This is a genomic window from Lysinibacillus sp. NPDC093692 (assembly GCF_050280125.1).
GTDB lineage: Bacteria > Bacillota > Bacilli > Bacillales_A > Planococcaceae > Lysinibacillus.
This window is the reverse complement of sequence record NZ_JBNNUW010000001.1, coordinates 136,533-157,614: the sequence shown is the minus strand read 5'-3', so window position 1 is coordinate 157,614 and position 21,082 is coordinate 136,533. Positions and strand designations below refer to the sequence as shown.

Annotated in this window: 21 protein-coding genes; all 21 read right to left on the bottom strand. The window is 38.8% G+C overall.

What is annotated here, in order from left to right; all coding sequences use genetic code 11:
- Window positions 1–10: 10 nt before the first annotated feature.
- The 21 genes from ACQKN4_RS00720 to rpiB all read right to left on the bottom strand — a co-directional run bounded on the left by ACQKN4_RS00720 (window position 11) and on the right by rpiB (window position 20,778).
- Window positions 11–1,006, bottom strand: a complete 996-nt coding sequence (locus ACQKN4_RS00720) for a rod shape-determining protein (protein ID WP_079559421.1) — start codon at window positions 1,004–1,006, stop codon at window positions 11–13.
- A gap of 514 nt (window positions 1,007–1,520) precedes the next feature.
- Window positions 1,521–1,781 carry a sporulation transcriptional regulator SpoIIID gene (locus tag ACQKN4_RS00715; protein ID WP_079559420.1) on the bottom strand — a complete coding sequence of 87 codons (261 nt, stop codon included), beginning with the start codon at window positions 1,779–1,781 and terminating at the stop codon, window positions 1,521–1,523.
- Window positions 1,782–2,071: 290 nt separating this feature from the next.
- Complete coding sequence (locus tag ACQKN4_RS00710) at window positions 2,072–2,767, bottom strand: peptidoglycan DD-metalloendopeptidase family protein (protein ID WP_427481682.1); 696 nt, start codon at window positions 2,765–2,767, stop codon at window positions 2,072–2,074.
- Between the two features lie 7 nt (window positions 2,768–2,774).
- Window positions 2,775–3,710, bottom strand: coding sequence for a stage II sporulation protein D (spoIID, locus tag ACQKN4_RS00705; RefSeq protein ID WP_197139690.1), 936 nt, complete (start codon window positions 3,708–3,710; stop codon window positions 2,775–2,777).
- A 410-nt stretch (window positions 3,711–4,120) separates the two neighbouring features.
- Window positions 4,121–5,434, bottom strand: a complete 1,314-nt coding sequence (gene murA / locus ACQKN4_RS00700) for a UDP-N-acetylglucosamine 1-carboxyvinyltransferase (protein ID WP_079559417.1) — start codon at window positions 5,432–5,434, stop codon at window positions 4,121–4,123.
- A 378-nt stretch (window positions 5,435–5,812) separates the two neighbouring features.
- On the bottom strand, window positions 5,813–6,052 hold the full coding sequence (locus tag ACQKN4_RS00695; RefSeq protein ID WP_079559416.1) for a DUF1146 family protein: 240 nt from the start codon (window positions 6,050–6,052) through the stop codon (window positions 5,813–5,815).
- 86 nt (window positions 6,053–6,138) lie between these two features.
- Window positions 6,139–6,546: a F0F1 ATP synthase subunit epsilon gene (locus tag ACQKN4_RS00690; RefSeq protein ID WP_079559415.1), complete on the bottom strand. Its 408-nt coding sequence runs from the start codon at window positions 6,544–6,546 to the stop codon at window positions 6,139–6,141.
- 24 nt (window positions 6,547–6,570) lie between these two features.
- The gene (gene atpD / locus ACQKN4_RS00685; protein WP_079559414.1) at window positions 6,571–7,986 is read right to left on the bottom strand and encodes a F0F1 ATP synthase subunit beta; all 1,416 of its coding nucleotides are present in this window, start codon (window positions 7,984–7,986) and stop codon (window positions 6,571–6,573) included.
- 49 nt (window positions 7,987–8,035) lie between these two features.
- Window positions 8,036–8,893, bottom strand: a complete 858-nt coding sequence (atpG, locus tag ACQKN4_RS00680; RefSeq protein ID WP_079559413.1) for an ATP synthase F1 subunit gamma — start codon at window positions 8,891–8,893, stop codon at window positions 8,036–8,038.
- A gap of 47 nt (window positions 8,894–8,940) precedes the next feature.
- Window positions 8,941–10,449, bottom strand: a complete 1,509-nt coding sequence (gene atpA, locus ACQKN4_RS00675) for a F0F1 ATP synthase subunit alpha (RefSeq protein WP_079559412.1) — start codon at window positions 10,447–10,449, stop codon at window positions 8,941–8,943.
- A gap of 28 nt (window positions 10,450–10,477) precedes the next feature.
- Window positions 10,478–11,014: a F0F1 ATP synthase subunit delta gene (locus ACQKN4_RS00670; RefSeq protein ID WP_427481679.1), complete on the bottom strand. Its 537-nt coding sequence runs from the start codon at window positions 11,012–11,014 to the stop codon at window positions 10,478–10,480.
- Complete coding sequence (atpF, locus tag ACQKN4_RS00665) at window positions 11,011–11,532, bottom strand: F0F1 ATP synthase subunit B (RefSeq protein ID WP_079559410.1); 522 nt, start codon at window positions 11,530–11,532, stop codon at window positions 11,011–11,013. Before atpF ends, ACQKN4_RS00670 begins: the two co-directional genes overlap by 4 nt.
- A 177-nt stretch (window positions 11,533–11,709) precedes the next feature.
- Window positions 11,710–11,922 (bottom strand): F0F1 ATP synthase subunit C, encoded by a 213-nt coding sequence (gene atpE / locus ACQKN4_RS00660; protein WP_049668022.1) that lies wholly within the window; start codon window positions 11,920–11,922, stop codon window positions 11,710–11,712.
- Window positions 11,923–11,988: 66 nt separating this feature from the next.
- A complete protein-coding gene (gene atpB, locus ACQKN4_RS00655) occupies window positions 11,989–12,711 on the bottom strand; it encodes a F0F1 ATP synthase subunit A (protein WP_079559409.1) in 723 nt (240 codons plus the stop codon).
- A 36-nt stretch (window positions 12,712–12,747) separates the two neighbouring features.
- Window positions 12,748–13,119, bottom strand: a complete 372-nt coding sequence (locus ACQKN4_RS00650) for an ATP synthase subunit I (RefSeq protein ID WP_079559408.1) — start codon at window positions 13,117–13,119, stop codon at window positions 12,748–12,750.
- A 516-nt stretch (window positions 13,120–13,635) separates the two neighbouring features.
- Entirely contained in the window at window positions 13,636–14,757 is a 1,122-nt protein-coding gene (gene wecB / locus ACQKN4_RS00645; RefSeq protein WP_276569468.1) for a non-hydrolyzing UDP-N-acetylglucosamine 2-epimerase, read from the bottom strand.
- 421 nt (window positions 14,758–15,178) lie between these two features.
- Window positions 15,179–15,808: a uracil phosphoribosyltransferase gene (gene upp / locus ACQKN4_RS00640; protein ID WP_079559406.1), complete on the bottom strand. Its 630-nt coding sequence runs from the start codon at window positions 15,806–15,808 to the stop codon at window positions 15,179–15,181.
- Window positions 15,809–15,933: 125 nt separating this feature from the next.
- On the bottom strand, window positions 15,934–18,084 hold the full coding sequence (locus ACQKN4_RS00635) for an EAL domain-containing protein (RefSeq protein WP_427481676.1): 2,151 nt from the start codon (window positions 18,082–18,084) through the stop codon (window positions 15,934–15,936).
- A gap of 309 nt (window positions 18,085–18,393) precedes the next feature.
- Window positions 18,394–19,635, bottom strand: coding sequence for a serine hydroxymethyltransferase (glyA, locus tag ACQKN4_RS00630; protein ID WP_427481674.1), 1,242 nt, complete (start codon window positions 19,633–19,635; stop codon window positions 18,394–18,396).
- A gap of 60 nt (window positions 19,636–19,695) precedes the next feature.
- Window positions 19,696–20,238: a TIGR01440 family protein gene (locus tag ACQKN4_RS00625; protein WP_427481672.1), complete on the bottom strand. Its 543-nt coding sequence runs from the start codon at window positions 20,236–20,238 to the stop codon at window positions 19,696–19,698.
- Window positions 20,239–20,340: 102 nt separating this feature from the next.
- Complete coding sequence (rpiB, locus tag ACQKN4_RS00620) at window positions 20,341–20,778, bottom strand: ribose 5-phosphate isomerase B (protein WP_079559803.1); 438 nt, start codon at window positions 20,776–20,778, stop codon at window positions 20,341–20,343.
- Window positions 20,779–21,082: the final 304 nt, after the last annotated feature.

Sequence of the window (21,082 nt, the reverse complement as noted above, 5' to 3'; positions counted from 1 at the left end):
CATTATCTTTTTATAAGGATGCGGGAACTCGATCAATATTTTCAAGCATAATTCCTGTACCAATTGCTACACAATCCATAGGTTGTTCAGCAATGAACACAGGTACTTTTAATTCTTCGATTAATAGTTGGTCCATACCGTGTAGTAAAGCACCACCGCCAGTAATAATGACCCCACGATCAATAATATCAGCTGATAGCTCTGGTGGCGTTTTTTCTAAAACATTTTTTGCAGATTGAACAATCATAGCAACCGATTCATGTAGGGCACGTTCAATCTCTTCAGAATGAATTGTTATTGTACGTGGTAAACCTGTCACCATGTCTCGACCACGAATATCCATTGAATCGTTTCGGCTACCTTTAAAGACTGTACCGATTGTAATTTTAATGGCTTCTGCAGTACGTTCACCAATTAGTAATTTGTATTCTTTTTTTATATATTGCAAAATATCATTATCAAAAATGTCTCCGGCTACCTTAATGGACTCACTCGTTACAATATCACCCATTGATAAGACTGCAACATCTGTTGTTCCGCCGCCAATATCGACTACCATATTACCGCTAGGTTGGAATATATCCATGCCTGCACCAATTGCAGCCACTTTTGGTTCTTCTTCTAAGTATACTTTTTTTCCACCTGATTTTTCTGCGGCTTCACGGATAGCTTTTTGCTCAACACTAGTAATGTTCGTTGGACAGCAAATTAAAATACGTGGCTTAGCTAAAAATCCTTTTACATTTAACTTATTGATGAAATGTCTTAGCATGGCTTCTGTAACGTCAAAATCCGCAATGACCCCATCTCGTAGTGGGCGAATTGCAGTAATGTTACCAGGCGTACGCCCTACCATTTGGCGAGCCTCTTCCCCCACAGCTAATACTTTATTTGTTTTTTTATCAATCGCCACAACAGATGGTTCATTTAAGACGATTCCCTTACCTTTAACGTGTATTAATACGTTCGCAGTTCCTAAGTCAATGCCAATATCTTTCGAAAACATTATATAATTTCTCCTTCCCACCATTTCCAACTACAAAAAACGTTCATTTTTATCTGTTTATCTAGAATATTCTATCACAACCTATTGGTAATTTCACCTAATTTTAGTGAATAGAACTCCATTCCTTTCAATTATATGAACACTTCATGAAAAGAAGAAATTGCTTAAACAATTTTTTCATGATCCATCATCGAATAGTTTTAAATGGCATTTTTTAACACCATTTATGTGAATAGGTTGATTGAAGTGGAGACTGGGCGACTCCTTGGGGATTAGCGTCAAAGATGAGACCCTGCAGCGTAGTGACAGCAACAACGAAGCGGCTCATCGGACTCCCCAGGAAGCTCTGCTCTGCGTGAAAGCGAAGCGTCAGCGGATGTTTTATCTGTGCGAAAGCAAAGCGGCAGCTACAAAGCGCCCAGCCGGAACGGAAATCAACCCCACGTTATTGTGAGTAGTCTTTTATGAGGAAATATGTATCTAGCTTGTCCTTTGCATTTTAAAAAAGAACGAATCATTCATGACTCGCTCTTTCTTTCCACTTGTTTTTCGTTGCCTCTCCTCCGCGAATATGACGTACGGCCTTATGGTAGGCGAGTATTTCCTTTACTTGCTCAGCTAATCCTTCATGAATTGTTGGCAGTCGCTCTGTTAAATCTTTATGCACCGTACTTTTTGAATAACCTGTCATTTTCGCGAGGACACGCACAGTCTCACGCGTCTCAATCAATAATTCACCGAGGCGTATACAGCGCTTCCGAATGTGCTCGTGCACGTTCTTCGTCCTTTCCACACAAATTCACAAATGGCGTTGGCATCAGATGCACGTCTGCGCATTTCTTCACATTATGTGAGGACAAAGCTGTTCAGAACACATTTTACATTTTCACGATAAAATACTGATTTTTTATGCATTTTTTAGTATTCATTTCTTACATAGAAAAAGATCATTTTCATTGTTTAGGAGAAAACAAAATGGCCTATTATCAATTATACCTCGGCATAATTGATAATAGGCACGTTGTTGGGCATGAGTTCCTCTATTTCAGCAGCCGCTGAAATAGGTTAAAAGCCTAGTAATTTTTTCGGATTAATATATTTTCCGTTTTCAAGTACTTCAAAGTGCAAGTGAATGCCAGCTGCTTGGTTCCACTCGTTGTCAGTCGCTTTTCCTAGTGCTTGACCTTGTGTTACCTCATCGCCTTCTTTGACAGCAATGTCTTTTACAGAGCTATAATGTGTTTCCTTACCATTTGCATGCTCGATCACAATTTTATTGCCTGTAAATGCGTCAAGCTTTACTTGTTTTACTTTACCGCTTAAAGCAGCAAGTACTTCGAATTCTTCACCATTCATAGAAAGAGAAATACCAGAAGATGTCGTAAATGTTTGATTAAATACCATTAGTGCTTTTTCACGTGACTCAGCATTTGCCTCTACATCATAAAACTCTTGTGAAACTTGAATTTTATTAAGATTTGCTTCCTTGAACGGGTACTTCATATTTTCTGTTCGTGCATTGGTTTCAACTACAGGACCTGAATCTACTTCTGCTACTTCTGGTAATGGAGCCTCTTCTACTTTTGATACAAGACTATTGTAACCAAGTAGTAAACCTGCTAGCATTAGAGCTCCACCAGCGTAAACAGCTGGCCAAAACCATGGTTTCTTCTGTAATTGAACTTTTTCATCTTGATTTTGAGAAGTTTTACTATTTTTATCCTCTCTCATTTTCATCACCTCTAGTTGCAGTGTGAACAACTAGAAGTTATTTTAAACATGCATCTATCTTTTTTATCTCAATATCTTGATAATAGTAGTGTAAAATTTCGGCAGCAGTTTTCCCATCACTTGCCATAGCATCTGCTCCATATTGACTCATCCCTACCCCATGCCCGTATCCTTTCGTGCTCACCAGCACTTTTCCAGCAGTGGAATTATAAGAAATTTTAAAGTCTGTTGATGCTATTCCCAAAAGTGTTCGAACCTCTCGCCCTGACCATATATTCTTCCCTAACTGCATGCGCTCAACACGTCCGGAATCATTTAAAAAGAACTGTACACGGTTGAAATCATTTGCCTGCCATTTAACAGGCCACAATGCATTCCACTCAGCCAATGTCCATTCTTTTATCGCTGCAAACTTTGGTGATGATTGATCCGTATTACTCGCGACGCTTTGTAAATATGGTACATCATTGCCACTAAAACCGTAGGCACTTTCTGTTTTCCCATTACTAGTAGAGTGAAACATTGCCGTAATTAATTCATTATTATATAGAAGAACTTGTCCTTTCGTTTCGTTAATAGCCTCGACAATTTTCTTTTCATTCCCCGGGAAATTGCTAGTCCAATTCTCTTTTCTTTGTTCCTTATTGTAAAAAACTTGTCTAGCAACAGTAGGAGCGATAGCTATTTTACCGTAATTTGTCGATTTCAACGCGTAAGTTCTTGCAGCAATAGCCTGTGCCTTTAAAGCTTCTTTTTTAAATGAAACAGGCATTTCTGCAGCTACCACACCAGTCACATACGTTTCTAAAGGGATTTTCTCCGGTTGTCCCTCCACTTCTATGAAGATTTCACAAGCTTGTTCTGTTGTTGCAGGCGCATCCTCAACCGTACGTCTCTCACCAAATGCCACAGGAAGCATATATAATGCTCCAGTCAAACAAATTATGCCTATACTCATTATCCATTTTTTCATAAGGAATAATATGCTAAAACTTTTCAAAATATGTGACCGTTGGTGAAGGCAACTTCAATCTAGCATGGTAAATAAATTGAGGGCAACATATGTAAAGCATGCATAAAAGAAGCGTATTTCCGTCATATAAAAAGGATGTTAGTTCCTATATATTAGCGTTTTAAAAACGTATGCCCTGCTATAAAGTGATCTTCGTTCCGGCCCGGCGACTCCTTGGGGATTAGCAATAGAGGAACGGAGGCAAAAAGCATCACATCCTGTGATAACGCCTTCGTGACCAACATCGCGCCCAGCCGGAACGGAACTCAACTTCACGTTATGATGATAAGCAATTATTAGACTATCGCCAGCGTGGATTAAACTATAAAGAAAAAACCCTTTGCTCTTAAGCAAAGGGTTTTAGAATCTATTTAGTTTGTTGGTAATTCTACAGTTGTTTTTTCTTCAACGATAACATCCTCTACTGGTACACGTTCAATCTGTGCGCCAAGTAAAGCCAATTTGCCGTGGAAATCAACATAACCACGATCTAAGTGATGAAGTTTTGTAACTCTAGTCACACCTTCAGATACAAGACCTGCTAAAATTAGTGCAGCCGCAGCTCGTAAATCAGTCGCCATAACTTCAGCACCCTGAAGATCTATTGGCCCTTCGATAAACACAGAACGTCCTTCTATTTTAGCACTGGCATTCATGCGACGGAACTCCTCAACATGCATAAAACGATTTTCAAAAACCGTTTCCGTAATAATACTAGTACCTTCAGCAGTTAGCATTAAAGCCATCATTTGAGATTGCATATCTGTTGGGAAGCCTGGATGTGGCATAGTTTTAATATCAACAGCTTTTAATGGTTTAGGAGCGCGTACGCGGATTCCTTCTTCTAGCTCAGTGATTTCTACACCCATTTCACGCATCTTTGCAATTAATGCTGTCATATGCTCAGGAACTGCATTTTCAATCGTTACATCACCTTTTGTAATTGCTGCTGCAACCATAAATGTGCCAGCTTCAATACGATCAGGAATAATATGATGCTCTGTTCCATATAATGTATCGACTCCTTCGATACGAATTGTATTCGTACCTGCTCCGATAACACGACCACCCATATTATTAATAAAGTTTGCAAGATCCACAATTTCAGGCTCTTTCGCTGCATTTTCAATTACAGTCGTTCCTTGCGCTAACGCTGCAGCTGTCATGATATTTTCTGTTGCCCCAACGCTAGGGAAGTCCAAATACACATTTGCGCCTTTTAAACGTCCATCTGCCTTTGCCTCTACAAAACCATGGCCAAACGAGATTTTTGCCCCCATAGCCTCAAAGCCCTTTAAATGTAACTCAATTGGACGGGAACCGATTGCACAGCCCCCAGGTAAAGCAACACGAGCATAGCCATTTCGAGCAAGTAAAGAACCCATCACTAAAATCGATGCACGCATTTTACTTACATATTCAAATTGAGCTTCACTAGAAAGTTCTTTTGTTGTGTCGATATATACTGTATTGTCCTCAGGTATATATGTAACAGCCGCATTTAGACTTTTTAGTACTTCATTTATAGTAAAGACGTCTGCTAAGTTAGGGACTTCCTTAATTACATTTTCTCCTTTAGAAGCAAGTAAAGCTGCTGCTAGGATTGGTAACACCGCATTTTTTGCGCCCTCTACGCGTACTTTCCCCTGTAGCTGTTGGCCGCCAGTCACTATTATTTTTTCCACCCTATGTCCCTCCGAATTCAATCTATTAACCTATCAAAATTTTATTTTAAAAAGAAGTATAATGTCATAATCAGTAAACAAACAACTCTATAGTACAACTTTTCTTACGCTCGTTCAAGCGTCCAAATCACTATTTTACGTCATTTTTTAATATTTTGCTATTTATTTATTGTACGCATGATTTTTTTTTTTGTGAATGACCAATAACATGGAAGATAAGCGTAAATTTTTAATATATACCCAAAGATTTGTGAACAAAAACCGAAATCTCACAAATTTCTTTTTTTACATATTTCAAAGGACCACATAAATTATGTTATAAAGCCCTGTGAAATATGTAGATTCAACATCTAGCATATAGAAAGTAATAACGGTCTCTTAAAATAAATACGGAAGCTTCCCAGACCAATTTGAAAATTGGAGAAAGAAATTTGAAACGACTGATCCTATTGCAACGCTTAATAAAATATAAATTAATTGGACTTGAAATACTTTATTCTTCTTAAAAAGCTTTTCTAACATAAACGCTTGTAGCGCATAAAAGGTAATACCGATAAAAAATATGTGCGATAGAATACCTATTAAAGCTTCCTGCCCTACTGCCCTATATAATTCCATGTTGTTCCTCCATATTCCTTCCTCTAGCCACTGTGGAATAATGTTAAAAAACGGACAGATGTTGAATCTGCCCGTTAAAATTTGAATTAGATATTACCCTCATGAACGTTGATACGATTCAACGCACGTTTTAATGCTAGGTCAGCACGTTTGAAATCAATGTTATCTTGTTTATCTTGAAGACGTCCTTCAGCACGTTTAACGGCTTCTTTAGCACGTTTAACATCAATGCTTTCAGCAATTTCAGCAGATGGCGCTAAAATTGAGATTTTTTCAGGGCGAACTTCAATGAAACCACCGCTTAAAGCTACAAGTTCAGTTGAACCGTCTTCTTTTTTAAGCTTCACTGCACCAATTGCAAGTGGAGCGACCATAGGAATATGGCCTGCAAGAACACCGATTTCTCCTGAAGTTGTCTTTGCGATTACCATTGATACTTCAGAATCGTATACTGGGCCGTCGGGAGTGACAATATTGACTTGAACTGTCTTCATATTTTTTCCTCCTCGTCCCTAGTATTAAACCTCTACGCCCATGCTTTTCGCTTTTTCAACTACTTCATCAATAGAACCAACTAGACGGAAAGCATCTTCTGGTAGGTGATCCCATTTGCCATCAAGGATTTCCTTGAATGAGCGAACAGTTTCTTTAACAGGTACATAAGAACCTTTTTGACCAGTAAATTGTTCCGCAACGTGGAAGTTTTGAGATAAGAAGAATTGAATACGACGAGCACGTTCTACTGTTTGTTTATCTTCATCAGATAATTCATCCATACCTAAGATAGCAATGATATCTTGTAATTCACGGTAACGTTGGATTGTACGTTGTACACCAGTAGCGATAGCGTAGTGCTCAGCGCCCACGATTTCAGGTGATAAAGCACGAGAAGTCGAAGCTAATGGGTCAACCGCAGGGTAGATACCCATTTCTGATAATTTACGCTCAAGGTTAGTAGTTGCATCTAAATGGGCGAAAGTTGTAGCTGGAGCCGGGTCAGTATAGTCATCGGCTGGTACATAAATCGCTTGGATAGAAGTTACAGAACCTTTGTTAGTAGATGTGATACGCTCTTGTAATTTACCCATTTCAGTTGCAAGTGTTGGTTGGTAACCTACCGCAGAAGGCATACGACCTAATAGGGCAGAAACCTCAGAACCTGCTTGTGTGAAACGGAAGATATTGTCGATGAATAAAAGTACGTCAGCACCTTGCTCATCACGGAAGTATTCTGCCATTGTAAGACCAGTTAAAGCTACACGCATACGTGCGCCTGGTGGCTCGTTCATTTGACCGAATACCATCGCTGTTTGCTTGATAACGCCTGAATCGCTCATCTCGAAGAATAAGTCGTTCCCTTCACGAGTACGCTCACCTACACCAGCGAATACAGAGATACCTGAGTGCTCTTGTGCGATGTTGTTGATTAATTCTTGGATTAATACTGTTTTACCTACACCGGCACCACCGAATAGACCGATTTTACCACCTTTGATGTATGGTGCTAATAAGTCTACTACTTTGATACCTGTTTCAAGAATTTCAACTGTAGTTGAAAGTTCATCGAAAGATGGTGCTTCGCGGTGAATTGAATCACGACGAACGTCAGCTGGAATCTCTTCACCTAAGTCGATTACTTCTCCTAGAACGTTGAATACACGTCCTAAAGTAACTTCACCAACTGGTACTGAGATAGCTTTTCCTGAGTCTGTTACTTCTGCTCCACGTTGTAAGCCATCAGTAGATGACATTGCAATTGTACGAACAGAATCATCACCTAAATGAAGAGCAACTTCTAATGCAAGAATTGTTGGTTCTTCATTAGGACGTTCAATCTTAACTGTTAATGAGTTATAGATTGCTGGTAATTGGCCGTTGTTAAATTTTACGTCAACAACTGGACCCATTACTTGAATAACATGTCCTTTATTCATTACTGTGTACCCTCCTATCGTATTCTTATACGACATTGGGAAGCTGGGCCTATTCTAAGGCTGCAGCTCCACCAACGATTTCTGTAATTTCTTGTGTAATTGCTGCTTGACGTGCACGGTTATATTGCAATGAAAGGTCTGAAATAAGATCAGATGCATTATCAGTTGCATTTTTCATAGCAGTCATACGAGAAGCATGTTCACTTGCTTTCCCATCTAATAATGCGCCATAAACTAAGCTTTCCGCGTATTGTGGAAGTAATACTTCTAGAATTGCTTCACCAGATGGTTCAAATTCGTAAGAAGCATTACTGCTAGCAGGTGCAAGATCCGTTAATGGAAGAAGTTTTTTCTCTGTCACTTCGTTAGCAATTGCGCTGACAAAGTGATTGTAGTACATATAAAGTTCATCATACGTACCATCAGTGAACATACCAACAGCTTTACGAGCGATTTCTTTAATATCAGCAAATGTTGGTTGGTCAGGAAGACCGACAACATCGCTGATGACATTATGATCACGTTTCACAAAGTAATCACGAACAACACGACCTACCGCTAAAATAACGTATTCGTCTTTTGATTTATGACGCTCGTCAATTGTACGTTGTACTTGACGTAGGATACTTGAGTTGTAAGCACCTGCAAGACCACGGTCAGAACCAATGACTAAGTAAGCTGTTTTCTTAACAGGACGAGCAGTTAACATTGGATGTCCACTGTCTTTTGTCCCTGAAGCGATCGCGCCTACTACGTCCTGGATTTTTTCCATGTAAGGAACGTACGCTTTAGCGTTTTGCTCTGCACGACGTAACTTTGAAGAAGAAACCATCTGCATCGCTTTCGTAATTTGTTTCGTACTCTTTGTAGAATTAATACGACCTTTTATTTCGCGTAAGTTTACCACTGGTATTTCACCACCTTTTGTTTTTTAATCAAGTGACTAGCTCGAACTTATTCTGATTTAGCGAAAGTTTTTTTGAACTCAGTTAAAGCTGCTACATAATCCGCATCAGGAGCAAGTTCTTTTGTAGTACGAACGTGATCTAAAACGTTTGTGTGGTTTGTATCTAACCAGCTTAAGAATTCACCTTCAAAGCGAACGATATCTTGTACTGGAATATCATCTAAGTGACCTTTAGTTAATGCATAAAGGATAGCAACTTGTTTTTCAACTTTAAGTGGTTTGTTTAGGTCTTGTTTAAGAACTTCAACCGTACGTTTACCACGCTCAAGTTTAGCAAGTGTGATTTTATCTAAATCAGAACCGAATTGAGCAAATGATTCAAGTTCACGGAATGCAGCTAAGTCAAGACGTAGTGTACCCGCAACTTTTTTCATCGCTTTAATTTGAGCAGATCCACCTACACGTGATACAGAAAGACCGGCGTTAATCGCTGGACGTACACCTGAGTTGAATAAGTCAGATTGTAAGAAAATTTGTCCATCAGTAATTGAGATTACGTTAGTTGGGATGTATGCAGAGATATCCCCAGCTTGTGTCTCAACGAATGGAAGAGCTGTAATAGAACCATTTTGATATGTTTCATTTAACTTCGCAGCACGTTCAAGTAAGCGGCTGTGTAAGTAGAAAACATCACCAGGGTATGCTTCACGACCTGGAGGACGGCGTAGAAGAAGTGAAAGTTCACGGTAAGCTGATGCTTGTTTAGAAAGATCATCATACACGATTAATACGTGCTTACCTTGTAACATGAATTCTTCTGCCATAGAAACACCAGCAAATGGTGCTAAGTATAGTAATGGAGCTGGTTGAGACGCAGCAGCAGTTACAACGATTGTATAATCTAATGCACCGTGCTTACGTAACGTTTCAACTACACCACGTACAGTTGATTCTTTTTGACCGATAGCAACGTAGATACAAATCATATTTTCACCATCTTGGTTTAAGATTGTATCGATTGCTACAGATGTTTTACCTACTTGACGGTCACCGATGATTAACTCACGTTGACCACGACCGATTGGTACTAAAGCGTCAATCGCTTTGATACCAGTTTGTAGTGGTTCGTGTACTGATTTACGAGCCATTACACCGAAAGCTGGACTTTCGATTGGACGAGATTTTGTTGTGTTGATTGGACCTTGTCCATCCACTGGTTGACCAAGTGGGTTTACAACACGGCCAATTAGTTCTTCACCAACTGGTACTTCCATGATACGACCTGTACGACGAACTTCATCGCCTTCTTTGATGTCTGCGTATGGACCTAAGATTACGATACCAACGTTACCTTCTTCTAGGTTTTGAGCCATACCCATAACACCGTTAGAGAACTCTAAAAGCTCTCCAGCCATGGCGTTGTCGAGGCCATGAGCAAGTGCGATACCGTCACCAATACGGATAACTGTACCAACTTCGCTTACTTTAAGTTCAGATTCATAATTCTCAATCTGTTGTTTAATCAGACTGCTGATTTCTTCAGCCTTGATGCCCATGTATGTCACCTCTCACATTTCTAAATTATTAACCGATTAATTCACGTTTTAGGCGCTCAAGCTTGTTCGCAACTGAGCTATCATAAATATGATTACCGATTTGAACACGAATACCACCAAGAAGTGATGGATCAATTTCGTTTGTAATGTTTAATGTTTGTTTCCCTACAAGTTTCGCAAATGTTGTAGAAATATTAGCGCTTTCTTCAGCAGAAAGTGCACGAGTAGAGAATACTGTTGCATCTGCAGAACCTTGTGCCTGTGCAGCAAGCTCAGCATATGCGTTCGCAATCAGCCTCACTTCGTTTACACGTTTTTTCTCAACAAGTAGTTGAACTGTGTGTAAAACCTCTGGAGTTGCACTTGCAAAGATTTCAGCTACCATTTGTTTCTTACGTTCGATAGAGAACTTAGGAGCATTTAAAAGTGTTAAAAAATCAGGAGATTCTTTGACTACTTTTGTTAGCTCGTTTAAGTCTGCTCCAACTTCAGCAAGAATGTTTTTTTGTTGCGCTAATTCAAATAGCGCTTGTGCGTAACGTTTTGCTACAGTTGAATTACTCATCGAGCTTCCCCTGCCTTCGCAATCGTCTCTTCAATTAGAGCACGGTTGTCAGCCTCAGAAATTTCTTTGCTAAGGACTTTAGATGCTGCAAGTACAGATAATGAAACGACTTCATCACGTACAGCTGCAATAGCTTTTTCTTTTTCAGACTCAATTTCACGTAAAGCCGATTCTTTTAAGCGGTTTGCTTCATTGCGAGCTGCAGTAAGAATTTCTTCTTTTTGCACTTCGCCTTGCTTCTTAGCGCCTTCAACAATCGATTGTGCTTCCGTACGAGCTTCTTTAAGAAGGCTCTTTTGTTCTTCTAAAAATTGGTGCGAATCTTTGCGAGCTTTTTCAGCTGCTTCGATTTCACTAGCTACTAATTCTTCACGTTGTTGCATGATGCCCATAAGTGGACCCCAAGCGAACTTTTTAAGTAAAAACATTAACACTAAGAAAATGATTAATGTTGCTGCGATGTCACCACCGTTGAAACCGGCACTAGCGCTGCCTAGTACAAGATTATCTAAAAACACGATTGTTTCACTCCCTTCAAGAGCTTTGACTTCAACATAATAAATTAATTAATTATTTGAAAAACTACCTATTTTAAAAAGCTATATTTACACATAGCTTTTATCAGTTCCAAAATGAAGGGCGAAGTTTCATCTAGAGATTTCTGCTTCGCCACTAGAATTCAGTGTACAACTGAATTATTTGTTCATTACGATGAATGCGATTACTACTGCGATGATTGGTAGGGCTTCAACTAATGCTACCCCGATGAACATTGTAGTTTGAAGAACGCCACGTGCTTCTGGTTGGCGAGCGATACCTTCTACTGTTTTTGAAACGATAAGACCGTTACCGATACCTGCACCAAGTGCACCTAGACCGATTGCGATTGCTGCTGCTAATAAACCCATTTGAAAATTTCCTCCTTGGAATTGTTTGTTTTTTTTTTGGTTTAAGCATAAGATTTATGCTTTATATTAATGGTCATCGCTCACTTTATGAGCCATGTAAACCATTGTTAACATTGTGAAGATAAAGGCTTGGATAAAGCCGATGAAAATAGAGAAACCTTGCCATGCCATCATTGGAACAATTGCTCCGACGAATCCCATTGGACCCGTAACAGCTAAACTTGCGATTAAGCCAAGTAAAATCTCACCTGCATAGATGTTACCGTAAAGACGAAGACCTAATGTTAAAGTGTTCGCAAACTCTTCAACGATTTTTAGCGGGAACATGAATGACATTGGTTTGAAGAATGTACCAACATAATGGCCTGTCCCCTTCATTTTAATACCATAGAAATGTGTTAAGGCTAAAATCATTGCTGCAAGAGTCATTGTAACGGTTGGGTCAGCTGTAGGTGATTTCCACCAAAGTTGGTGATCATAGACGATAGAGAATGGAAGACCTAATAAGTTAGATACAGCGATAAACATAATTAACGTGATACCTAAAATATGGAATCGCCCACCAGTTTTCCAGTCCATGTTGCTTTTGATGATGTTCTTTACGAAATCCATAATCCATTCCATAAAGTTTTGCATACCTGTAGGTTTTAACTTTAAGCTTCTAGTTGAGATGAATGCGATTAAGAAAACGACTACAGCTGCAACTAGTAACATCATTACAGTTGAAAGGTTGAATGTTAGTGTAAAAAGACCAAAGTCAACTACTTTCAATGGAGCTTCATGATTCATTGTTATTTTTCACCTCTCTTTCTAATTTAAAGCACATTAGCGGTTCTTTACATGGGACACAATTCTCTCGACAAAGAGAAAAACGTACGGAATCATTAGCCCTATGACCGTGCTAATTAAGTGAAAATAGTTTGGCAACGAAATGGCTAGAGCGACTGCCGCTACACCTGATCCAAAGCGGAGCATTGTACCAAGTGAGCCTATTTTCTTCCCTTCACTAATGGATCGATCAAACTTCTCCATACGGCGAACTAAAATCCAAAAATTATACGTACCAAAGAATGCACCGATTGCGATGCCCGCAAAAAACGTCTGATAGGGCGTAAATCCCCAGCCTAATGCACAGAGTGCGAGCAAAAAAAATAACGCTCTCTTCTGCATAGCAAAAATGTGATGCAAATCTAGCATTGGTTTATAATCTCCTGAATCATTTTTTCGAGTAAAGAAACATTTGCTGACCACTATGTGAAATCAGAAAAGAGCAGTGAAAAACACTACTCACAGCGGAATAGTAACGGGAGAGCGTCATTTTGAAATCACAGGTGTAAATCCCAAAAAATCTTACACCCCGAAACGCACAAAACGTTGCCAATCGACAGCTTTTAGTTTGAACTGTCAATTTAGTAGAAACTTGATGTAACAAGTGTTTCAACCTCTATTTACGAATAGAAACCCTTATCATTCTTACCCTTTGTAAGCATACAATAGGAGATATTTGAAGTCAATTAGTAAAGTAGAAAAACTTCACAGCCACTATACTCTTGTCAAATTGTTGACAAATTTGTGTATGAAAATTCATAGTTTCAAAATCACAGTTAACGTTTATGCAAAAAAAAGCTAATTTGCGACACATATATGCTCGCAAATTAGCCCGCCTACCATGATTAGTACATTAGACTCATTTTTCATTTCTGAAAAGGGATATTACTTGCTTTTTTGTAAAAATCCTAAAAGAGCCTTCACAATATACTCAGAAGCATGTCCATCACCATAAGGATTTGACGCTTTTGACATTGCTTCATAAGCATTTGTATCTTCTATTAATTGTTTAGCTAGAGAATAGATAGTTTCTTCTTCCGTTCCTGCTAGCTTTAGAGTCCCTGCTGCAATACCTTCTGGGCGCTCTGTTGTATCTCTTAGTACTAGAACTGGTTTACCTAATGAAGGTGCTTCCTCTTGGACACCACCAGAATCCGTTAATATCATATAAGAATTAGCCGCAAAGTTATGGAAATCAAAGACTTCAAGAGGTTCAATTAAATGAACACGCTTATGATCTCCTAAAATTTCATTCGCTATTTCTCGTACAGCTGGATTCATATGAACTGGGTAAACAACTTGTACATCCTCATGCTCTTCTAAAATTCTAGTAATCGCTCTGAACATATGACGCATAGGTTCACCTAGATTTTCACGACGATGTGCTGTTAATAAAATCATACGGTCTGTGCCTATTTTGTCTAAGACAGGATGTGTGTAATGTTCACTTACTGTTGTAGCTAATGCGTCGATTGCTGTGTTACCAGTGACAAAGATAGTATCAGGGTTTTTATTTTCATCTAAAAGGTTTTTCTTCGATACTTCTGTCGGTGCGAAATGAAGGTCAGCCATAACACCTGTTAACTGGCGATTCATTTCCTCTGGGTATGGTGAATACTTATTCCAAGTTCGAAGACCCGCTTCCACATGTCCGATAGCAATTTGGTTATAAAATGCAGCTAGACTTGCAATGAAAGTCGTCGCTGTATCACCATGTACTAAAACAATATCCGGTTTTGCTTCTTTCATGACTTTGTCTAAGCCCTGTAAAGCATTTGTCGTCACGTCAATTAATGTTTGACGATCCTTCATAATATTCAAATCGTAATCAGGTGTAATTTTAAATGTTTCTAAAACTTGATCGAGCATTTGGCGATGTTGGGCTGTTACCGTCACAATCGATTCTATTTGCTCAGGATGCTTTTGTAATTCCAATACTAGTGGGGCCATTTTAATAGCCTCTGGTCTCGTACCGAAAATCGTCATTACTTTCCATTTTTTCGTCAAAACGATTCGCACCGTCCTTTGTTATATTTGTATGAAAAGTGCTTTACTTCCACTGATCTGCGTCATATGAGGCAAGTGTCGAACTTTAATAGAAGTAATTCGCCTAACATACTATGAAACGTCCTTCAATAATGAAGGACGCTCTCTATAGTTATAAGTTTCCTAAAAATTACATACTGACCCTATTTTTACGGCTTATCATCATAACGTAGGTTGATTTCCGTTACGACTGGGCGCTTTCCTGGGGGGCGTCCGAGGAGCCGCTTCGCTTCGCTCCAGGGTCTCATCTGTGACGCTGACCTCCGAGGAGTCGCCCAGTCTCCACTCCAATCAACTTATCATCATGATATACGTTTTAACAAAATGTCATCCCTATTTTCCGTTGTTGAATCTTGTTAATACCATTGAATAGTGTTCAGTATTATTTTGTACCAAATAGGCGGTCGCCTGCATCACCTAGACCAGGGACAATGTAGCCATGGTCATTTAATTTTTCATCAAGTGCAGCAATATAAATATCTACATCTGGATGATGTTTTTGAATTTCTTTAACACCCTCTGGCGCAGCGATTAAGCACATAAATTTAATGCTTTTCGCACCACGTTTTTTCAGTGAGTTGATCGCTTCCACTGCTGATCCACCAGTTGCAAGCATTGGATCTACAATGATGAAATCACGTTCTTCTACATCTGCTGGAAGTTTTGCATAGTATTCTACAGGTTTTAACGTTTCCGGATCACGATAAAGACCGATATGACCAACTTTAGCAGCTGGAATTAGATTTAATACGCCATCTACCATGCCAATACCTGCACGTAAAATTGGGACAATCGCAAGTTTCTTACCAGAAAGTACTTTTGTCTTAGCAACAGTAACCGGTGTCTCAATTTCAATTTCTTCTACTGGCATCTCACGTGTAATTTCGAATGCCATTAATGTTGCCACTTCGTCTACTAGCTCACGAAATTCTTTAGTTCCTGTATTCTTATCACGAATATAAGTTAACTTGTGTTGGATTAGTGGATGATCAAATACGTATACTTTGCTCAAAGGGATTCTCTCCTAACCGTTCGGATTCATTTTTATCTCAACTAGTATAACAGAAAAAAGGAGTCGTCTCAAAAATAAATTTGGGACAACTCCTTTTCAAGAATGTTTCCTACATATGCTAGCGATTATTTATCAAGTATTGTATCTACTTGTTCTATTGTCATTGGTTTGTAATAGTAATATCCTTGTCCTACTGTACAGCCTAATGCGCGTAAAATCTCAACCTGCTCTTTATTTTCAATACCTTCTGCGACCGAAGTCATTCCTAGGTTTAATGCTAATTGAATAATGGATCGGACAATAGCGAGGGTCGCACCATCATCAATAGCATTAATAAAGCTACGATCTATTTTTAATTCAGTAAATGGCAGTCTTTGTAGATAACTTAAAGATGAAAAGCCTGTACCAAAGTCGTCCACCGAAGTTTTAAAGCCGTAGCCCTTTAATTCCTGGATAATTGAAAAAGCAGTCTGAAAATCAACTAGGCCAATATTTTCTGTCACCTCTAAAATGATATATTTCGGATCAATATCATATTTCCGAACGAGCCCCAATGTATCCTGTACAAAATTAGCATAGTAAAAATGATCAGGCGAAATATTGACTGCCACCTTCACTAATTTTTTCCCTATTTTCTTACGCTCTGCTAACCACGAAAGAACCAACTCTAATATTTGAACATCGATTTCGCGTACCTTCCCTGCACTTTCTGCCACTGGAATAAAGATTGCCGGTGACACGAAACCTAGTTTTGGAGAAATCCAGCGAGCAAGCGCTTCAATACTATGAATTTCTCCTGTCCGTAAATCAACCTTTGGCTGCAAATTCACCGAGATTTCTTTATTTTTTAATGCCTGTGCCAAATGGTTTAACACGGTCATTTGCTGCTCAAGTACATCGTTTCTTTCTTGTGTAAATATTTCCGTATGAGTACCCGGTTTATTGGCAGCAAAGGATACAGCATTATCTGCAAAGCGAATCGCATCAGCCATTTTGATCTCATCGTTATATAAAGCAATACCCGTTTTTAGCGTAATATAAATGCTCTTACCACCTATAATAAACGGCTGACGAATAATCTCTTTAATGCGCCTTTCATAATAGAAGAAATCTTCATCAGCTGTTGCATTTGACATGATTAAACTAGAGCTTGTAAATCTAGCAATATATTCGTTACGCTCATACTTCTCTTCATTTAAACGTTTGGCAATTTGCCTTAACAGCTCATCGCCCGCTTCACGTCCATATAACTCGACAATATGATGGAATTCGCTTGGCTTTAAGATTTTGATGTTCCCATTTTGACTGCACTCTTTTTCTACCTTATTTAAAAAACCATGTCGATTTGGTAGCCCCGTTGTGATATCGACATAGGCTAAATCCCATATCTTTTTTTGTGTTTTTGCATACGAATATGCCAACGCAACAAGAGCACCGATTTTCCGAAACATATATTCAAGGAACTTACGATCACTACCATGTTGCTCTAACAAGATGGCAAACAATCCAATTGCTTGCTGTTGTTGATTGTATATTGGCATAAACCACCCAAATGACTTTTTAGATGAATTGGCAAACCTTTTATATTCTATTGGAATATCAATATCATCCAAATTTTTCACTAGAATGGACGTCTCCCCTTGCATAACACTCTTAAAAAAATCATTGTTTTCACAACAATCGGGTAAACTTTTTGTTTTATCGTTCCCTCTAAAAATCTGTAATTGATTTGCCTCCGTTTTGACAAGTACCATACTTGATATATTCGGCATAAAAAATTCATCTAAACCACTGCAAACAATGCTCATCTTTTTAGCAAAGGAATTGTCCTTTTCAATCGCTTCGTACATAGCATTCTCAAGGCGCATTAAAAACTCCACATTGTGAAAGTACGTAACATCCTTCACTAGTACTAAAACAAATAATGTTTCATCTTTATTATTTTGAAATGGGAGTGCTTGTACCTCTGCCCAAAAAAGAGGTTTATCGAAGCAACTATGGTGCAATTTCGCTTGTACCAAAACTCCACTATGTATTTTTTGTTTAATCTTTTCAACAGTTGTCTGTTCTTCGTTTGACAACCATGCAAAATAATCGCTATTTATTATTTCCGAACGTGTAGTATTTGTCAGCGTACAAAAAGAATCATTACATTCCAATACGCAATGATTATTTGTCGCATCAAAAATAACGTAGCTTTCTTTAGAATGATCTCCTAACCTACGAATTGTATTTAATAGTATTTCATTTTCTATGGACATCGTTTTAGTAACCATACAGCCCCTCCTCCCTCTTACATTGTACATAAAGATTCAATAAATTGTCACTTTTATAAAAAATCCTTTTTTCACAAGGACATCATCTGTCTCACTCTTCTATACTATATCCTTTTATACTAAGTTTATGTAAATAAATTCAAAAATAAAAGTATTTTATTTCCATTTGTAAAAAAACTTATCATCGAAACATGTGGTTGAGTTCCATTTCGCGGGCATCAGTGCGAGCGGCTGGCAGCAAGCCAATAAAAAAAAGCTGTGATTAAAGTGCAAAGTACCACTTTAACCACAGCCTTATCTTCTATTAAATTATACGTATAATGGATGTTTGTCCGTTAACGCTTTTACGCGAGCTTTCGCTTCAGTTTTAACTGCTTCATCCTCTGGATTTTTAAGAACTGTAGCAATAATTGCCCCAACTTCTTTCATGTCTTCCTCATTGAAGCCACGAGATGTTACTGCTGGTGTACCAATACGGATACCAGAAGTTACGAATGGAGATTCTGTATCGTAAGGAATTGTATTTTTATTTGTTGTAATCCCTACTTCATCAAGTGCGTGCTCTGCTACTTTACCTGTTAAGCCAAGAGATTTCACATTAAGAAGTAATAAGTGGTTGTCCGTACCGCCAGATACAATTTCAACGCCTTCTGCCATTAATACTTCTGCTAAAGCTTTAGCATTCGCTTTAAGTTGTTTTGCATACTCTTTGAATTCTGGTTGTAATGCTTCACCGAATGCAACAGCTTTTGCAGCGATTACGTGCATTAATGGTCCACCTTGGATACCTGGGAATACAGATTTGTTAAGCTTTTGCTCCCATTCTTTCGAAGCAAGGATTAAACCACCACGTGGGCCACGTAATGTTTTATGTGTTGTAGATGTCACAAAATCAGCGTATGGCACTGGTGATTGGTGCTCACCAGTAGCTACAAGACCAGCGATATGTGCCATATCCACCATGAAATATGCTCCTACTTCATCAGCAATTTCACGGAATTTAGCGAAATCAATTTCACGTGGGTATGCAGATGCACCCGCCACAATTAGTTTTGGTTTATGCTCTAACGCTTTTTGGCGTACATCTTCATAATCGATTACTTGAGTATCTTTTGTTACGCCATATTCAACGAAATTATATAGAATACCCGAGAAGTTTACAGGAGATCCGTGTGTTAAGTGGCCGCCATGAGATAGGTTCATCCCAAGTACTTTATCTCCTGGTTCTAAAATTGTGTGGTATACAGCCATGTTTGCTTGTGCACCAGAGTGTGGTTGTACGTTTGCATATTCTGCACCAAAAATTTCTTTCACACGATCACGTGCGATATCTTCCACAACATCTACGTGTTCACAACCGCCATAGTAGCGTTTACCTGGATAACCTTCAGCATATTTATTTGTTAGAACAGAACCTTGTGCTTCCATTACTGCTTCTGATACAAAGTTTTCCGATGCGATTAACTCAATATTTGCTTGTTGACGTTTTTTTTCCGCAAGAATTCCGTCTAATACTGCTTTGTCTTGTACTGCTAATTTTTCGTATGCCATGTTTGAAAAAGCCTCCTAAGTATAATCGTTATTTGTATACCACTGTTTTCAAAGGTAATTTTATTTATACACTGCACGCTCTCCGCCAATCAGCTTTGGACGTGTTGTTGCAACTGTCACAACCGCTTCTCCTACCATTCGCACAGAAGTACGAACCGGAACAGCTACTGCCTTTAAATGCATACCAATAAGAGTTTGACCAATATCAATACCTGCATTTGCTTGCACAGCTTCCACTACAACTGGATTTGCAAATTGCGTAAACGCATAAGCGGACATCGAGCCACCCGCAGTACGAACTGGTACAACTGTTACCGGTTCATAACCAAAACGTTCTGCCGTTGTTGCTTCCATAGTAATGGCACGATTAATATGCTCACACCCCTGGAACGCTAGATGTAGTTGATGCTTCTTTGCAAATGCCTGCAACGGCTCAAAAATCGCCTCTCCAATTTCAAGCGCGCCTGCTGTGCCAATTTTCTGACCAATCACTTCAGATGTCGAGCAACCTACGACAAAAATAGTATTCGGTCGTAGGGTTACTTGCTCTTCAAATTCACTGAGTAACTGAGTCAAATGTGTTCGTATTTGTTGTACAACCACTATGCTCAGCCCCTTAATTCTAAATTATTTATGTCCCACAGCTAAAAAGCTTTTTGAAGAACTTTCTAGCGTAGGACAAATGTTAACAAACTTAATTGCGTTTTATTGCTCAAGTTCAGCGATTTTTTCAACGCGTCGCGTATGACGACCACCTTCAAAATCTGTCTCAAGCCATACTTTAGCGATTTCACGTGCAAGGCCTGGCCCAATAACACGCTCACCCATTGCTAAAACATTTGAATCGTTGTGGCAACGCGTTGCTTTTGCACTAAATAAATCATGTACTAAAGCACAACGAATCCCCTTAATTTTATTTGCAGCTATAGACATACCAATGCCTGTACCACAAATTAAAATACCTTTATCAAATTCCCCGCTAGCAACACCTTCAGTAACTGGTTTTGCATAATCAGGATAGTCTACTGAATCCGCAGATTGTGGACCAAAATCTTCGTAGCTGATATTTAGCTCATCTAACAGCTGCATAATCTCACGACGTAAGTTATTGCCTCCGTGATCAGAAGAAATTGCTATTCTCACTGGGTTCCCTCTTTTCGAAATTATAGTCAACACTAGTGTACCACTTCTCTCCCAAGAATAACATGATTTTTCTTGCATTTTTATGCTGATTTCTCCTAAAAGACGAACATTTCTTGTAAATCAATATAAAATCATTCACTTTCAAGACTGTTTTCCTGTGGATATTGTGTATATCATGTTGATAAATTCGGATAACGGCATTTTGTTGTAATATTCTATGTTCTAAAGTTTGTTTCCATTTTCAATTACAATGGACATACTATATCAGTATTATTTCTATGTATTACCAGTATTTGATGATGTA

Excerpts from the sequence above, each read along its gene's own strand:
- atpA (WP_079559412.1), bottom strand. The coding sequence starts at position 10,449 with ATGGGCATCAAGGCTGAAGAAATCAGCAGTCTGATTAAACAACAGATT.
- ACQKN4_RS00650 (WP_079559408.1), bottom strand. The coding sequence starts at position 13,119 with ATGCTAGATTTGCATCACATTTTTGCTATGCAGAAGAGAGCGTTATTT.
- ACQKN4_RS00695 (WP_079559416.1), bottom strand. The coding sequence starts at position 6,052 with ATGGAATTATATAGGGCAGTAGGGCAGGAAGCTTTAATAGGTATTCTA.
- atpD (WP_079559414.1), bottom strand. The coding sequence starts at position 7,986 with ATGAATAAAGGACATGTTATTCAAGTAATGGGTCCAGTTGTTGACGTA.
- spoIID (WP_197139690.1), bottom strand. The coding sequence starts at position 3,710 with ATGAAAAAATGGATAATGAGTATAGGCATAATTTGTTTGACTGGAGCA.
- ACQKN4_RS00635 (WP_427481676.1), bottom strand. The coding sequence starts at position 18,084 with ATGGTTACTAAAACGATGTCCATAGAAAATGAAATACTATTAAATACA.
- atpE (WP_049668022.1), bottom strand. The coding sequence starts at position 11,922 with ATGGGTTTATTAGCAGCAGCAATCGCAATCGGTCTAGGTGCACTTGGT.
- ACQKN4_RS00670 (WP_427481679.1), bottom strand. The coding sequence starts at position 11,014 with ATGAGTAATTCAACTGTAGCAAAACGTTACGCACAAGCGCTATTTGAA.
- glyA (WP_427481674.1), bottom strand. The coding sequence starts at position 19,635 with ATGGCATACGAAAAATTAGCAGTACAAGACAAAGCAGTATTAGACGGA.
- atpB (WP_079559409.1), bottom strand. The coding sequence starts at position 12,711 with ATGAATCATGAAGCTCCATTGAAAGTAGTTGACTTTGGTCTTTTTACA.
- ACQKN4_RS00720 (WP_079559421.1), bottom strand. The coding sequence starts at position 1,006 with ATGTTTTCGAAAGATATTGGCATTGACTTAGGAACTGCGAACGTATTA.
- ACQKN4_RS00690 (WP_079559415.1), bottom strand. The coding sequence starts at position 6,546 with ATGAAGACAGTTCAAGTCAATATTGTCACTCCCGACGGCCCAGTATAC.